Annotated in this window: 17 protein-coding genes; 9 read left to right on the top strand and 8 right to left on the bottom strand. The window is 38.6% G+C overall.

Features of this window, described 5'->3' with window-relative positions:
* Positions 1–35: 35 nt before the first annotated feature.
* Together PX700_RS14550 and PX700_RS14545 are read right to left on the bottom strand one after the other, a co-directional pair.
* A complete protein-coding gene (locus tag PX700_RS14550; protein ID WP_479521083.1) occupies positions 36–2030 on the bottom strand; it encodes a sensor histidine kinase in 1995 nt (664 codons plus the stop codon).
* A gap of 121 nt (positions 2031–2151) precedes the next feature.
* The gene (locus PX700_RS14545; RefSeq protein WP_415636673.1) at positions 2152–2640 is read right to left on the bottom strand and encodes a GNAT family N-acetyltransferase; all 489 of its coding nucleotides are present in this window, start codon (positions 2638–2640) and stop codon (positions 2152–2154) included.
* Between the two features lie 81 nt (positions 2641–2721).
* Between PX700_RS14545 and PX700_RS14540 the strand changes: the two genes are divergently transcribed.
* The 6 genes from PX700_RS14540 to PX700_RS14515 all read left to right on the top strand — a co-directional run bounded on the left by PX700_RS14540 (position 2722) and on the right by PX700_RS14515 (position 8177).
* Entirely contained in the window at positions 2722–3297 is a 576-nt protein-coding gene (locus PX700_RS14540) for a glutathione peroxidase (protein ID WP_479521082.1), read from the top strand.
* Between the two features lie 86 nt (positions 3298–3383).
* A complete protein-coding gene (locus PX700_RS14535; protein WP_002958009.1) occupies positions 3384–3665 on the top strand; it encodes a peptidylprolyl isomerase in 282 nt (93 codons plus the stop codon).
* A gap of 64 nt (positions 3666–3729) precedes the next feature.
* A complete protein-coding gene (locus PX700_RS14530; protein WP_479521081.1) occupies positions 3730–4308 on the top strand; it encodes a glutathione S-transferase family protein in 579 nt (192 codons plus the stop codon).
* A gap of 17 nt (positions 4309–4325) precedes the next feature.
* Complete coding sequence (locus tag PX700_RS14525) at positions 4326–4676, top strand: DUF2750 domain-containing protein (RefSeq protein WP_024599302.1); 351 nt, start codon at positions 4326–4328, stop codon at positions 4674–4676.
* A 99-nt stretch (positions 4677–4775) separates the two neighbouring features.
* Positions 4776–5456, top strand: a complete 681-nt coding sequence (locus PX700_RS14520; protein ID WP_415636676.1) for a site-specific integrase — start codon at positions 4776–4778, stop codon at positions 5454–5456.
* A 147-nt stretch (positions 5457–5603) separates the two neighbouring features.
* On the top strand, positions 5604–8177 hold the full coding sequence (locus tag PX700_RS14515; protein WP_479521080.1) for a M1 family metallopeptidase: 2574 nt from the start codon (positions 5604–5606) through the stop codon (positions 8175–8177).
* A 91-nt stretch (positions 8178–8268) separates the two neighbouring features.
* On the opposite strand, the gene PX700_RS14510 is transcribed toward PX700_RS14515, so the two are convergent.
* A complete protein-coding gene (locus PX700_RS14510; RefSeq protein WP_479521079.1) occupies positions 8269–8634 on the bottom strand; it encodes a hypothetical protein in 366 nt (121 codons plus the stop codon).
* A gap of 76 nt (positions 8635–8710) precedes the next feature.
* A complete protein-coding gene (locus tag PX700_RS14505) occupies positions 8711–9586 on the bottom strand; it encodes a TolB-like translocation protein (protein WP_479521078.1) in 876 nt (291 codons plus the stop codon).
* Between the two features lie 157 nt (positions 9587–9743).
* Here PX700_RS14505 and PX700_RS14500 point away from each other — a divergent pair, with 157 nt between their 5' ends.
* The 3 genes from PX700_RS14500 (at position 9744) to yjjG (ending at position 11955) form a co-directional block, all read left to right on the top strand.
* On the top strand, positions 9744–10643 hold the full coding sequence (locus PX700_RS14500; RefSeq protein ID WP_166419348.1) for a phosphoribulokinase: 900 nt from the start codon (positions 9744–9746) through the stop codon (positions 10641–10643).
* Between the two features lie 78 nt (positions 10644–10721).
* Positions 10722–11267 (top strand): inosine/xanthosine triphosphatase, encoded by a 546-nt coding sequence (yjjX, locus tag PX700_RS14495; RefSeq protein ID WP_479521077.1) that lies wholly within the window; start codon positions 10722–10724, stop codon positions 11265–11267.
* Between the two features lie 13 nt (positions 11268–11280).
* Positions 11281–11955: a pyrimidine 5'-nucleotidase gene (yjjG, locus tag PX700_RS14490; RefSeq protein ID WP_197179398.1), complete on the top strand. Its 675-nt coding sequence runs from the start codon at positions 11281–11283 to the stop codon at positions 11953–11955.
* A gap of 91 nt (positions 11956–12046) precedes the next feature.
* Here the strand turns inward: yjjG and lpxC are convergent, their stop codons facing one another.
* The 4 genes from lpxC to PX700_RS14470 all read right to left on the bottom strand — a co-directional run bounded on the left by lpxC (position 12047) and on the right by PX700_RS14470 (position 16345).
* On the bottom strand, positions 12047–12958 hold the full coding sequence (gene lpxC, locus PX700_RS14485) for a UDP-3-O-acyl-N-acetylglucosamine deacetylase (RefSeq protein WP_024599295.1): 912 nt from the start codon (positions 12956–12958) through the stop codon (positions 12047–12049).
* 106 nt (positions 12959–13064) lie between these two features.
* Entirely contained in the window at positions 13065–14309 is a 1245-nt protein-coding gene (gene ftsZ / locus PX700_RS14480) for a cell division protein FtsZ (protein WP_415636683.1), read from the bottom strand.
* A gap of 21 nt (positions 14310–14330) precedes the next feature.
* The gene (gene ftsA, locus PX700_RS14475) at positions 14331–15563 is read right to left on the bottom strand and encodes a cell division protein FtsA (protein WP_415636684.1); all 1233 of its coding nucleotides are present in this window, start codon (positions 15561–15563) and stop codon (positions 14331–14333) included.
* The gene (locus tag PX700_RS14470; protein WP_415636685.1) at positions 15560–16345 is read right to left on the bottom strand and encodes a cell division protein FtsQ/DivIB; all 786 of its coding nucleotides are present in this window, start codon (positions 16343–16345) and stop codon (positions 15560–15562) included. Before PX700_RS14470 ends, ftsA begins: the two co-directional genes overlap by 4 nt.
* Position 16346: the final 1 nt, after the last annotated feature.

Genomic DNA, 16346 nt, shown 5'->3' with positions numbered 1-16346 from the left:
TTCTTAAAAAAGTTACTTGGCTTACCAAAAAAAAATTAATTACTGTGTTGTATTAATTGCTCTTCAGCCAAATGCTCATCTAGATTTATTTCTAATGGCACTTGTATGGATATAGTCGCGCCACCATTTTCGTTATTGTGCGCAGTGATCTCTCCTTGGTGTAAAGATACAAACTCTCTACACAATGCAAGACCCAATCCTGTACCACCGGCACCGCTATTTGTTTTACTGCTTTGTACAAACTTAGTAAAAATATGCTCCAGCTCATCTTCTGGGATGCCGACCCCACTATCGGTAACCTCTATGGTAGCAAATCGACTATCTGACCCTAAATTTATCTGTATTTTACTTTTTGGTTCACTAAATTTGAGTGCATTACCTAATACGTTTCGAAGTAACTGGTTTATTTGCTCTTCATCACACTGCGAAATTACAGGTAGCGGCTGCTCGGTAAATACAATCTCAATTTCTTTCTCCATTGCCGTACCAGATACATCATCAATACTTGTTTTAATAATGTTCGCTAAATTATACGGACGAGGATTAAATGGAAACTTACCCACATCTAACTTAGATAGATCGAGTAAATTATTCAGTAATGACAGTAAACGCTCGCCACTACTCTCTATACGAGATAAATATTTTATGAGTTTTTCTTTTGCAAAATCTCCAGCATCTAATTTACTTAGACCAAAACGAGAAAAGCTTAAAATTGAGTGCATAGGCGTGCGAAGTTCATGCGACATATTTGCTAAAAATTCTGATTTACTTAAATTTGCAGCTTCAGCAATATTTTTTGCATGTTCAAGCTGTGAAGTACGTGCTCTAACTTGCTCTTCAAGGATATCTTTTGCTTCAAGTAGTAAATCTTCTTTTTGCTTGAGATGGGTTACATTTTTAAATATTACGGCAAGTGCTATTTCTCCGTGATGATCTATCTCATTAAAAGATCCCACTAGCGGTATATAGCCCCCTGCTGTTTTAGATAAACGTAAGTCGCAGCTAAATTGGCGATTGCTGTTTAGTGTCGAAATTTTATCTTTAATGCCTAGCGTTGAATCATCATCTAAAAAGTTAAATACTGATTTACCCTCGAGTTCGTTAAACGGTAAGTTAAATAGTTTTAAACAAGCATCATTAGCTTCTATCACTCTACCGCATTTCTCAAACAACATAATTGCATCGGGCGTATGCTTATAAATAACCTGAAGTAGGCTGTCTTTTTCGATTAGAGCATCAACCGTATCTTGTAGCCTTTCTACAAGCTCTGCGTTATGACGTTTTAATAACTCTGTTTGCCACAGTTTATGTATTGATTGTAATAATGAGCTGTCGTTCAATGGCTTAATAAGTACGTCTTCTACACCTTGGCGAATTGCGTCAATCATTGAGACTTGATCAGGGCGTGAGGTAAATAATAAGCAACGGCAATGTGGTTGCATTATTTTTAAGTTTGAAAAAATTTCTAAACCGGTTCCATCATCTAAAACAAAATCACTTATCAGTATATCGATTTGCTTTTCTTTCGTAATTTCTAAAGCTTCTGCAGAGGTGGTTGCTGTATGGGTCTCGATATGAGCACCGAGCAAGCTATTTTTCATTTTTTCGAGGCGCTCAGGAACATGATCGACGAGTAATATTGTCGGTAATTGTAAAATATGATTAGAGCCTAGCTCTAAAAGACTCTCTAAAAGAGAAGTAATTTCTTTATTAGAAAAAAACGGGTAGATCACGGTTGCGTTAGGCGCAATGTGATTTAATTCACTAAATGCTGTTAGTTGCTCACCGCTTTGTGCTTTTGGAGCAAGCAGCATAAAACGCTCTTGTGCTATTTCACTAACAAGTGGTTTTATTGGCTCAACAGGCACACCATGGGAAACAACAACTAAGTCGTAGTCGCCTATATTGGTATACATGTCTAGCATGCTGAAATGAATTAATTCGACTTCACATCCTATTAATTCTAAAAGCACTTTCACACGCATTGCGATGACACTGCTACTATCAACAATTAATATTTTTCGAATCATCAAGCTACACTTCAAATTAATAAACTTAATATGTTAATAGCGTAGACTATTTTTATTTAATTGGCATAAACCCTTCGTCTTATTTTGTAAAATAAAATATTACAACATTATGAAAAATAGTTTATTCCAGATGTTTTCCAAAAATAGTAAGGCTATACGCCTTATCATCCATTATGGCAACGCTTGGCAACTCACCCCATATTGCAAAATCAAAATGCTTAAACAATTTAACACTCGGTAAGTTATGACTAAAAATAAAGCCGAGTAATACTTTAATATTTAATTGCTTAGCTTGTGTTTGAGCAAATATCATTAGCTTTTTACCAAGCCCTTTACCTTGCGCTTTACTGGTAATGTAAATGCTCATTTCTACTGTGCCGTCGTAAGCTGGGCGCCCATAAAACGATTTATAACTTACCCAAGCAAGTACTTGGTTATTTTCACAGTAAACGTAAATAGGCCTTTTATCGTTATGGCTATTAAACCAATCACGCTTTTCGTCAACGGTTACCTCTTCGGTATCTGCAGTGACCATTCGCCCTGCAATGGTTTCGTTATAAATGGCTACAATTTTATTAAGGTCATCGATAGTTGCTAAACGCGTTGTCATAGGTCATTAGAAGGTTGATCAATTTGTTCCATATTAGCGTATGATTATCCAATCAAACAATCGTAAAGTTTAGGTAATGTAATGCTAAAAAAAATTATAATAGGATTAACGGCTTTATTTATTAATGCCCCACTCCAAGCTGAAACATCATCAACTATTAACCAAACCTCTGCCCAAGACTGCCAAGATTTTACTAATGTAGATATACGAAAGCTTCGTTCAAAAGAATCTATTAACTTGTGCAAATTCAAAAATAAACCTTTATTAATAGTAAACACGGCGAGTAATTGTGGCTTTACGCCTCAATTTAAAGGTCTTGAAGCGTTATATCAACAATACAAAAACCAAGGTTTAGTAGTATTGGGGTTCCCTTCTGATGATTTTTTTCAAGAAGAAGATAGTGAAAAAGAAACTGCAAAAATATGCTTTGTTAATTATGGCGTAACTTTTCCCATGTTTGCCACAAGCGAAGTTCGTGGGAATGAAGCAAACCCAATTTTTAAATATTTGAACGAGCAAACTAGTTCTCCAAATTGGAACTTTTATAAATACTTAGTGTCTGCTGATCGTAAAACAGTTTTACGATTTAACAGTAAAGTAGCGCCTAATTCAGAGCAAATGATTACTGCAATTGAAACTGCGCTTTCTGAAAAATAAGTTTATACTGGTACAATTAGTTGAAACTAACTAGAATGACATTTTAATTCGGTTAAAAAAACACCACACTATATTTGGGAGATTTTATGACAGTAGCAAGCGCACGACATATACTTGTAGACAGTGAAGCACAATGCTTAGACTTAAAAACAAAAATTGAGCAAGGCGAAGACTTTGCTGAATTAGCAAAAGCACATTCTAATTGTCCATCGGGTCAAGATGGCGGTGCTCTTGGTGAGTTTGGCCCTGGTATGATGGTTCCAGAGTTTGATAAAGTTGTGTTTTCTGCGCCAATTAACCAAGTTCAAGGCCCTGTGCAAACTCAATTTGGTTATCATTTACTTGAAGTTACTAGCCGTTCAGAATAAATTTAACTGTACTGTAAGTAACATTTTATAAAAGCCGCTTATGCGGCTTTTTTATGGAGTAATTATGCAATTAATTGGTTCTGTACCTTCACCTTACGTACGTCGAATTAGAATTTGGGCGCAAGAAAACGACTGCAAGCTAGAACTTGTAAGTTTAGACATATTTTCTGATCAAGACCGCCCTACCATGGCCAGTAAAAACCCAGCCCGAAAAATCCCGATTTTGATAGATGGCGACTTAACACTTAGTGACTCTAATTCTATATTACGTTATTTACTTGAAAAAACAGGTCAATCAAAACTGACTTGGCCTCAAGAGCACTTACTTACGACTATAAATGCCTGTAACGATTCGCTAGTTGAAATGGTGTTATGTAAACGCTCTGGGTTTGACACCAAAAGCGATAAATTATTTTTTAACCTGCAAAACGAACGTATTGAACAAACATTAAGCTTTTTAAATACCCATTTAAGCGATGAAGAATTTAAAAGCTGTGAATACCTCAACATCAGTTTATACTGCCTGCTTGATTGGATTTGCTTTCGTGAATTAGCTGACTTTAGTCAGTATTCAGAGCTTGTTGCTTTTCATAAGCAATATGGTGAGCGTCAAGCAGCAATAGACACTAATCCTCGTCACTAATTTAAAAGGGTAAACACATGAGCGATATCGAAATTGAATCACAACTAGTTAGCTTCGTAGAAAAAGTACGTGTTAGCGAAGTAATTTGGGCACTTGGTGCAGAAGATAATGGCTTTGTAGTGTGCGATTCTAACCAATTTGACGAAACTGACGTGTTACTGCTGTGGGAAAGTGAAGCAGCAGCTAAAGCACAGTGTAAAGAAGAGTGGAAAGATTACAGCCCAGTAGAAATAAACCTAGATGAGTTTTTAGATGCATGGGTTGAAGACTTAAACGAAGATAACGCACTTGTTGGCATAAATTGGAATGACGACCAAGTATGTGCAGAAATTGAACCTACAGGTTTAGCTCGCGCATTAAGTGAATAATACTTTATACGCTTTACTTTAAAAGCGGATAAAACCCGACTAGCATCTACTGCTAGTTGGGTATAAAATAAAACACATCATTATTTTCAAGGTATTACGTTGAAAACCCATCTTGGTCGCCGGCCCTTTTCAGCCATGGAACTGCACACTCTTTATAATGGATATATATACGGTGATTTTAAAGTTGCACGAGAGCAACCAAAACACTGGCATTTTTGGCTTCCGTTAATTGCATATTACAGTGGTGCTTATAGCGATGAGGTTGGTTACTTAACGCTTGATGATCTGTCTTTTGAAAAAAATGTATTATGTTTTAATTTTCATACCCACGGTAAAATAAAACCTCGTTTAGTCCCTGTACATCAGGCACTTATAAATGCTGGATTTAATGAATATATAGCGTTTATAAAATCAAAAAATCAACACAGATTAATGTTCGACTTACCCGCTAAAACTGGCAGATATAGTGAAAAAGTCCGTATTTGGTTTTCAGGGGAAGGTGAGCGAGCCGGTTATCTGCAAAAATGTGATATACCAAACGTTGATCAACTTGGTATGAAAACAGCAATAAGCAGTCTTCGTCTTAACTTTGAACAACAAGTTCGTATATACGCCCTACAAGCCAACTCTAAAGACGCATTTAATTACTTGATGGGTTTTAACGAGTATCCACACGATGTATTTAACGATACCCACTTATTAAATACCGTTGTCCAACAAATACGTATTATTAACTCACACTTGCATTGGCAACGCTTTATAGCACGCGAAAGCCACTGACAAACTTTGTTACTATTTCCCCTTAAAGTCACCGTTATAATCAATTACTCTATTTAAAAAAACTGTTAGGATATCTGACCCCTAATTATATGAGCATAAAAAAGCCTATTTAGGGTCGTTTCTAACAACAACAATCTAGGGATCACTATGTTTCTTAAAAGCCTCTTAACAGTGAGCGTTGCTTTGGCAATGGGTGCTGCAAACGCTAACGAATTCGTTATTGAAAAACTCGCAAAACCAAGTTCACAACAGGTGTCGTTAACACTCGACCCTAGCCAAGATACATTTACAGGGATGACAGAGATTTCCCTAGAAGTACTAAAACCAACAAAATACATTGAGTTAAATGGCGTAGCTTACGCTGTTAAAATGGCGCAACTGCTTGGTGAAGAAAACTGTGATTTAAACGACGAAATGCTTAAAACGGGCAAAGTTAAATTTAGTTGTGATGAGCAAATTCAACCGGGTAAATACACACTTAAAGTTGATTTTTCAGCGCCATATAACCGTCAAAGTGTTGGTTTATACAAAACATTAGATCAAGGCACACCTTACTTATTCACTCAATTTGAAATGAGTGATGCACGCCGTGCCTTTCCTGTTTTTGACGAGCCAAGTTACAAAATTCCATTTCAGTTAACAATCACTGCGCCTACATCACAAAAAGTATATTCAAATACGCCAGAGCTAAAAACAACAGTTAATGGCGATATGACTACACACTATTTTGATAAAACGCCGCCAATCCCTTCATACCTAGTAGCAATGGCTGTTGGCCCGTTTGAAGAATTAGAAATTAAAGGCATGCCAATTCCTGGTCGTGTAATTACTCCTCAAGGTAAAATTCACTTAGCCCAATACGCAAAAGAAAACATGCCAAAAGTACTGGGCGCACTTGAAGCGTATTTTGGTATTCCTTACGTTTACAAAAAATTAGACTCAGTAGCAGTGCCAGAGTTTCCATTCGGCGCAATGGAAAACTCAGGCTTAGTAACCTACAGAGAAGATATTTTATTGGTTGATTTAGCTGCCGCAACACGCAGTAAAAAACAGCGTAATGTATCTATTATTGCCCACGAACTGGCTCACCAATGGTACGGTAACTTAGTAACCATGAAATGGTGGAACGACTTATGGTTAAACGAAGCGTTTGCTAGCTGGATGGCTGCAAAAATCACTAAGCAGCTTAACCCTGAGTTTGAATCGCACTTAGACTTACCACAAAACAACGTAATGGCACTTGATGCACGTTTAAGCACTAAGCCTATTCGTAAACCAATTAAAACCGTAGCTGACATTATGGACGGTTTAGGCCTTGCTTACAGCAAAGGAAGCTCAGTGCTTGCTATGGTTGAAAACTGGATTGGCGAAGACGCATTCCAAAAAGGTATTCAAAGCTACTTAAAAGAATTTTCGTATAAAAATGCTGAAGCGGCAGATTTGTGGGAAGCACTTGGTAAAGCATCAAATAAAGATGTTGCGAGTGTTTTAAAATCGTTTATTGAACAGTCTTCTTTCCCGCTAGTTAAAGTAGCTCAGCAAGGCAGTAAAGTAACAATTTCACAAAGCCGCTTTGTAAACGCTGGTGTAGATGCGCCAGAGCAGTTATGGAATGTACCAGTTGCAATTAAATATGGTGCTGGCGATAAAGTAAAAACAGCAAACGTATTACTTAATAAACAAAGCCAAACGCTAGATTTAGACTTTGAACCAGAGTGGATTTACCCGGATCAGGGGGCGCTAGGCTACTACCGCTGGGTAATGGATGATGCACAATTTAGCGCGCTTGTTAAAAAGGCGCCTAGTGTACTTAGCGACCGTGAACGCTTAGCGTTATTATCAGCTACTGATGCACTACTTGATGCAGGAGTTATATCTGCGGCTAAATTAATGCAAACACTTGAAGTATTCGTAAGCGATAGCCACCCTCGCGTAGCAAATACCGCACTTGGTTACTTAGTATCACAACAACGTACTTTTAAAGACGATAGCAATAAAGATTTATGGCCTGAATTTATTCGTAATGCGGTAACACCTGCGGCTAAAAAATATGGACTAGAAGCTAAAGCTGGAGAAGACGGTGCTATTGCACAACTTCGTGCGGCCGTTGTGTCACGCTTAGGTTTTGATGGTGAAGATCAAAACGTAATCAAAAAAGCAAAAGAACAAACACAAGCTTATTTAAATGATCCACAACAAGTAGACCCTTACTTAGCAGGCACATACTTAACACTTGCCGCTTATCATGGTGATAAAGCACTGCTTGATCAATTCATGACTACGTTTAAAACGACTAAAGATCCACAAGTACGCACTAACATGCTTGCTGCAATGGGCTTTTTTGGTAAACCTGAGTTACAAAAAGCAGTACTCGCTTATAGCTTAACGGATGAAGTAACGGCCTCTGATATGCGCACTATTTTATCTGGTCAAAGTTACACCGACGAGCGCCAAGCGTTATTTATTGATTGGGTTTACAGTAACTACGATAAAGTAACCGCAAGCTTACCGCCGTTCTTTATTCCTAACTTACCGTACTTTACAACTGCAAGCTGTAATGCAGAAAGCCTAGCTAAAACAAAAGCCTTTTTTAACGAAAAAGTAGCCGATGTAGAAGGTTACACCCGTACATTAAGCAAGCTTGAAGAAAGCACAAACGATTGTATTGCGCTTAAAACACGTGAACTTGAATCGGTTAATAGCTTCTTAAAAAGTAAGTAATTCTTAGATTCATTAAACTATAAAAATACAAAAGCCGCTGAATATAAATTCAGCGGCTTTTTACGTTTTGCTTTGTTTATTTTTTACTTTATTAGTTACCAATAATCATTGTAAGTTTGGCTATAAAGTCTTTTGCAGCTTGCTCAGAATTTATTTTAAATGCCACACCATAGTGAATAGGTTGAGCGCTTTTAAAAACACGCGTAGGAAAGCGTGTCATCTCGCTGCTATGAAAATACCCTTGAGCACGTGTTACGCCATCAATATCACTAAAATCATCGCTAAACACTTCAAATGCCGGGCGAATAACTATTTTACCCTTGCCGCTTTCGCTGTGAGTATAAAATGCTTCTTTAGAGTTTACTAACATGTACTCTGCAATGTTTTTAATTTTAAAATTACTTCTGCATTGTAATTTAATAAGCTGCTCTGTCAGCTCGTCTGCACTATAAGCCACGTGTAATCCCTATTAGTTAAATTTACGCGTTAGATTAACGTATACACACAATAAAATCTGAATTTATTTGTCTACTTTACTTATTTATATCACATACAAAAGCGAGCTTTTCATTGTTGTAGCTCATTCTTGTTATATTTGTTTCGCAGTAGGTGCTTAAATCAAGCCATTGTGATACTTCGTTGCTTCCATCGAGATTACGCTGATAAACACGATTTTTAATAGCATAAGCGATAGTCACGTCATCTTTCAAAATAAAATCTTGAACTTGAACAGGTAACCTTAGTAGGTCTTCAACTTGTTTATTTTTTGGATTAAAACTCGCTAAAATATGTTGATCGTTTTTAGTGTAACTAAATAAAAATGTTGCTGTTGAGCTATTATAAATAAGCGTACGGCCAATATTATTTGCAACCACTTGCCCTTTAGCAGCTTGTACAGAAGTATATTGCAGAGTATGTGGCTGGCCCAAAATAAACATTACTAAATCATTTTGAACACCCCAAGCATGGTATCCAACAGGTTCAATCCAATCAAAAATACGGCTAGGTGCGTTTTCACTGTTAAGTGGGTATTGCCATAACTTTTGCTTGCCGTCCTCTTCAACCACAATCGCTGATAGTGCATCACCACTTGGCATAACCGTTGGTGAATATTCGCTTACAGGAGAATTGCTTATATTGGTAACTTGCTTTGATGTTAAGTCATAATAAGCAATATCGGTTTGGCTTTGCCCATCAGTAATCATTTCATGAGTAAAGTATAAACCTGTACTTGTTAAGTGCGGCTGGTTGTTATAACTGTTTTTATCACTCACTATACTAACTTGTACCCCATAAGGCGTATTTAAATCAGCAAGTAATACTTGGCTTTTTGGCATGCTAGCCTGCACCACAATTGGGCTCAGCGCTGCTATATAGAATAATCCAAGTAATGGTTTAATAAGTTTCATGCTTTCTCTCGTTTTAATTTTAAGCACCTCATGATAACGTTATTTGCTGATGGCGTCACTTGACCTAAATCAGTCAACTCTTAAGATACCCAAACGACTTAAAATAATGTTAAGTTTAGTCTGGTTATAAAATCGGGTCCTAAAAAAGAGAATTAACATGTCAGCTAAAAATCCTATTATTGCAATTACGGGTTCGTCTGGTGCAGGTACAACAACGACAACGAATGCAATTAAACATATTTTCCGTAGCCTTAATATTCAAGCGGCTTTCGTCGAAGGAGATAGCTTTCATCGTTACACTCGCCCCGAAATGGATAAAAAAGTACGAGAAGCACAACAAGAAAGTAAACATATTAGTTATTTTGGTCGAGAGGCCAATGACTTTGGCGCATTAAAAGCATTGTTTGAAAACTATAGTGAAACAGGTCAAGGTAAGCTGCGACGTTACTTACATACTTTTGATGAAGCAGTACCTTACAATCAATTACCTGGCACTTTTACTCCTTGGCAAGATCTTGATCACAATACCGATATTTTGTTTTATGAAGGGCTGCACGGTGGCGTAGTTGATCAAGATGTAGATGTGGCAAAGCATGTTGATTTATTAATAGGCATGGTGCCTATTATTAACCTGGAGTGGATACAAAAACTAATACGTGACACCTCAGAGCGCGGACATTCTCGCGAAGCCGTTATGGGCTCTATTGTTCGCAGTATGGATGATTATATAAATCATATTACCCCGCAGTTTTCTCGCACCCATATTAATTTTCAACGAGTGCCGACTGTTGATACCTCAAATCCGTTTAGCGCAAAAGACATTCCATCGCTTGATGAAAGCTTTGTTGTTATCCGCTTTAGGGGTATTGAAGATGTTGATTTTCCTTACTATTTACGCATGATCGAAGGCAGTTTTATGTCACGTATTAACACGCTTGTCGTACCCGGCGGTAAAATGGGTTTAGCTATGGAGCTTGTACTCACTCCACTAATTAAAGATATTATTTTGAAAAAGCGTGCACTTGAAAACTTAGCCCCGCTTGATTTGCCTATTTAACATTAAGTTAGTCGTATTGCTCTTTTTTGTTAAAGCTAACTCACGTACACTGCTGATTTTGCTCAAGGTGAGATCAGCATGCCACAACAATTAAAAATTATTGTCGGTTCTAAAAATCCTGTAAAAATAAATGCAGCTAAGCATATTTTTACCCTGTATTTTCCAGATCATATTATTAATTGTGAGGGTGTTAACGCCCCTTCTAATGTTCCTGATCAACCTATTGGTGAAGACGAAACCCGAATTGGCGCTCAAAATCGAGTAGATTACTGTAAAACTCACCATCAGGCTGACTATTATGTAGCCATGGAGGGCGGTGCAGAGCAATTTAGCTATGGGCCTGCAACATTTGCTTATGTTGTTATTGATAACGCCTTAAATCAAGTTGTAGGACGCAGCAGCAATCTTCCCCTCCCCCAAGTTCTCTATAACGCATTACTCAAAGGAGAAGAGCTTGGTGATGTAATGGATAAAGCATTTAATACCACCAACGTTAAGCAAAAAGGGGGCGCTATTGGTCTACTTACAAACAATCATGCCACGCGCGAAAGCACTTACACACAAGCACTTACTTTAGCAATGTCACCTTTTCTACACGCAGAGCTTTACAGCCAAACAAATTAATTCAGGAAGTTTAATGAAATACAATTATGTATTGTTTGATGCAGACGAGACCTTATTTAGGTTTGATATTTTAGCGGGCATGACTCGCATGTTTAAAGCTTATGGTGTCAATTTTAGCCAAGACGATTATATTCATTATCAAAAGACCAATAAGCAACTGTGGGTGGATTATCAAAACGGTTCTATAACTGCTGATTACTTACAAGTAACGCGTTTTAATGAATGGGCTGCAAAACTAAATGTGCCAGCAAAAGAGCTAAACGATGCATTTTTAGATGCTATGGCACAAATTTGCGAGCCATTACCTGGTGCGATTGAGCTTTTAAATAAGCTTAAGCCAAATGCTAAGTTAGGTATTATTACTAATGGATTTGCGCGATTACAAACCGTACGCCTTGAGCACACTGGCTTAAAAGATATGTTTGAATGGTTAGTTATATCTGAACTTGTAGGTATAGCAAAACCGAATAAAGCTATTTTTGAGCACACATTTGAGCTAATGGGTAACCCAGATAAAAGCGAAATACTTATGGTAGGTGATACTGCTGCAAGTGACATACTTGGCGGTAACAATGTAGGTATTGATACTTGCTGGTTACAGCACCCTGGTGAGCAACTAGCCGATGGAATAAAGCCAACTTATACTGTAACTAGTTTAAACCAGCTACAAGCTCTTTTGGAGTTATAATAAAGTATAGAGCTATTAAATTTCACGCAAAAAAAATGACGCTAATTAGCGTCATTTTTTATAACTGTTTGGAGCTTCGCTATAACACTTTTTAAGCGTGGGCTAACTCAAGACCGGGTGCAGGCATCGTCACAGGCGTTTCAAATGTTGCCCACTCCCATGCTGACTCTGTAGCCATAATTTTACGAAGTAATTTATTATTTAAATCATGACCTGATTTAAATGCAGTTACCTTACCTAAAAGGTTATGGCCTGTCATAAACATGTCACCAACACAGTCTAATATCTTGTGCTTAACAAACTCATCGCTATAACGTAAACCGTTAGGATTTAACACTTTGAACTCATCAAGTACTACTGCACTATCCATGCTACCACCTAGCGCTAGGTTGTTAGCATGCATGTATTCAATGTCTTTCATAAATCCAAAAGTACGCGCGCGGCTAATTTCTTCAATAAAGCTTTGCGTTGTTATATCCAACCCAATACGTTGGCGACTTTCATTGATAGCTGGGTGGTTAAATGCGATCTCAAAGTCGATATGAAAACCATCATATGGTTCAACTTCGGCCCACTTACCATCTTCTTCAATGCGTACTTTTTCTTTAATACGAATAAAGCGTTTAGCAACGTTTTGCTCTTCAATTCCGCCTTTTTGTAGCAAATATATGAATGGTAATGCACTACCATCCATAATCGGCACTTCTGAGCTGTCTAATTCTACAATTAGATTATCAATGCCCATTGCAGCAACAGCTGCAATAAGATGCTCAGTAGTCGATAAGCGAACACCATCTTTGTTAATTAAACAGGTACACAACTGCGTATCACCAACGGCTTCAGGTGTTGTTTCAAAATCAACAACCGGATCAAGGTCGACACGACGAAATACAATCCCAGTATTTGCGCTCGCAGGTCGGAGAGTTATTGTGACCTTCTCACCTTTATGAAGTCCAATTCCTATGGCTTTGACTACTTCTGCAATCGTACGCTGTTTAATCATAGGTATGCTCACTTTTAAATCAGTTACAGTTATGTGGCGGAGTTTAACATAAATCCTTTTGCCTTTCAATATTCGTACATATTTCAAACAAAAGCATTACTTAATGTTAATCAGCCTGCTTACGTAAAAAAGCGGGGATATCAAAATAATCACCACCTTCTGATTTATCCACTTTTTTACTGTTTTGCGCTGAAGAACTTGCACTGCTCGAACTAGTTGAAGGCGCTTTTTCTTTGCTTTGCGCTTGCTCTTTAGCAGTGTTTTCTTCAGTGTTTGTATCTTGGCTTGCAAAGCTTGGTACGTACATACTGCTCGTTTGGTTTGATGTGCTTGCAACATCAGAACCTGACGCTTTTTTAAAGCCGTTATCAACAATACCAAACTGTGGACGACGATCGCCGCCTAAACCAGTTGCAACAACCGTTACACGTAGCTCATCAGTCATTTCTGGGTCGATTACCGCACCTACAACAACCGTTGCGTTTTCTGACGCAAGTGCTTTAACGTGGTTACCAACAATTTCAAATTCTTCAATCGCAATGTCCATACCAGCGGTGATATTAACTAAGATACCTTTAGCACCGGTTAAATCAACATCTTCTAGTAGTGGGCTTGAGATAGCCGCTTCTGCAGCTTCTTGTGCACGATCAGGACCTGACGCAGACGCCGTTCCCATCATGGCTGTACCCATTGCTGACATTACGGTTCTAACATCGGCGAAATCCACGTTAATTAGACCAGAACGTGTAATTAGCTCAGCTATACCTTGTACCGCGCCAAATAATACGTCATTAGCTTTAGCGAAGGCATCTAGAAGTGTAGTCCCTTTTCCTAAAACTTTAAGCAATTTATTGTTCGGAATTGTAATAAGTGAGTCTACAATTTCTGACAATTCATTAATGCCTTGTTCAGCGGCTGCTGCACGTTTTTTACCTTCAAAATCAAAAGGACGTGTTACAACTGCAACGGTTAAAATACCGAGTTCTTTAGCAATTTTAGCAACTACCGGTGCTGCACCAGTACCTGTACCACCGCCCATACCTGCTGCAATAAATACCATATCGGCGCCTTCAAGGCTGGCACGAATTGTATCTGCATCTTCTTCAGCCGACTTACGACCTACTTCAGGGTTTGCGCCCGCACCTAACCCAGAGGTTATTTGCGTGCCTAGTTGAACTGTAATATCGGCAGCAGAGTTACGTAATGCTTGCGCATCCGTATTAGCGGCTATAAAACGCACGCCTTCTATTTGTTGTTTTACCATGTGCTCAACAGCGTTACCGCCACCACCGCCCACGCCGATTACTTTTATTACAGCTTCTTCGCTGTGTTGTTCCATTATATCAAACATGTTTACTCTCCGACTTGAGTCTTAAAACTCGCCTTGGAACCATTTAGTAATGCGGTTCCACCAATTATTGTTACCCTCTGCTTTCGACTTTTGTGCATTCATCGATTGCATGGTACGTCCGTATTGTAACAAACCAACAGCGGTTGCGTACGAAGGATCGTCTACGTAATCTGTCAAACCAACCATCCCGATTGGTTTGCCTATTCTTACTGGCATTTGGAAGATGTCTTCTGCCACTTCCATCGCGCCAGTCATTTTAGCAGTTCCGCCTGTAATAACGAGACCTGCCGCAATTTGGTCTTCTAAGCCTGAACGACGAATTTCTTCCATCGCAAGTTCAAATAATTCTCTAAAACGAGGCTCTACCACCTCAGATAATGTATGGCGCGACATCAATCTTGCTGGTCGCCCGCCTACACTAGGTACTTCAATCGTGTCTTCACTACTAGCCATTTGGCTACTAGCACATGCGTATTGTACTTTGAGTGACTCTGCATGTGATATAGGTGTACGAAATATTTTTGCAATATCACCAGTAACTTGGTTACCAGCCACAGGTATAACGGCAGAGTGACGAAGCGCACCATTAATATAAATGGTGATATCCATAGTACCGCCGCCAATATCAAGCACTGCAACACCAAGCTCTTTTTCATCTGGCGTAAGCACAGAATAACATGATGCTAACGCAGTAAAGATAAGCTGATCAACTTCAAGACCACAGCGCTCTACGCATTTCTCGATATTTTTTGCCATATCGTTTGAGCACGTAATAATGTGTGCACGCGCTTCCATACGAACACCACTCATGCCCAATGGGTTTTTAATGCCCTCTTGCATGTCGATACTGTATTCTTGCGGCAATGCATGCAGCATTTTACGCTCTGCCGAAATAGGCACAGAACGCGCAATATGAATTACATTTTCAATGTCTTCTTCAGTGACTTCAGTGTTATTAATAGCGACAACACCACTTTCGTTTTGACACTGTATATGTTTGCCAGAAATACCCAAATACACAGAGCTAATACGACAATCAGCCATTAACTCGGCTTCATCTATTGCTCGGCGAATAGACTCAGACACTAAGTTTAAATCGTTAACGCCGCCTTTATCCATACCATGAGATACTTGGCTGCCCACACCAACAATGCTGAGCTTGTTATCTGCGGTGATTTCACCTACCGTGGCAACCACTTTCGAGGTGCCAACGTCTAACCCTATTACTAGGTTTCTTTCTGCTGACTTAGTCATGCCTTACTCTTATTTTGTAATTGTTCTTCTTGCACTGGCTTAAAGCTTACTGCAAGGCCGGTATCATACCGTAAATCGATTGTATCTACTTGTGCATCTGCACGTTGTTCCATTCGTGGGTAAACGTCTATAAAACGTTGTACACGCTTGGCTTTATCTTTACGCCCTAAATTTAAGCGTATTCCGTTATCTAGCCATAGTTGCCACGAAAAGCGCTCCGACAATGCCAAACTTGTTAATGTTAAACCATTAACTTTTAGCATTTCATCAAATTGCTTAAAAGCAACCCACGCCTCTTCTTCGCTACCTTCTGGGCCATATAACTGCGGTAAGTCATCATCTAACTTATCGCTGCTGGCTTGAAATGCTTGGCCACTCTGATTAAGCAATAAGTCGCTATTCCAGTGGGCTACAACTTCATGTTCAACAACATATACTTGTATAGTATCAGGCCATTGTTTACGTACCGAAGCCGTAGCAACCCAAGGCAAGTCTTGAACTAACTGTTGTACGTGCTTAACATCAAGTTCAAAAAAACTACTTAAATCGGCTTTTTTAATCGCTTTTATAATTGCCGTTTCATCTGTGTATTTAGGCTGCCCTTGCACTGTAAGGTGCTTAATTTGAGCATCTTTGTTTTCAACTAACCAATCCGAAACACCTGTGGTTATTTGTATTAGGCCAATAACCACAACCAGAAAAAAACTCACTCCAAAAATCAGCGACCAATTAAAGTTAAGTTGCTGTTTTAATTGCTGAGCTTTTTCTAAAAGGGGATGCATA

Source organism: Pseudoalteromonas sp. TP27 (assembly GCF_056470645.1).
The sequence above is the reverse complement of the archived record's forward strand: the minus strand, read 5'-3'. Positions and strand labels throughout refer to the sequence as shown.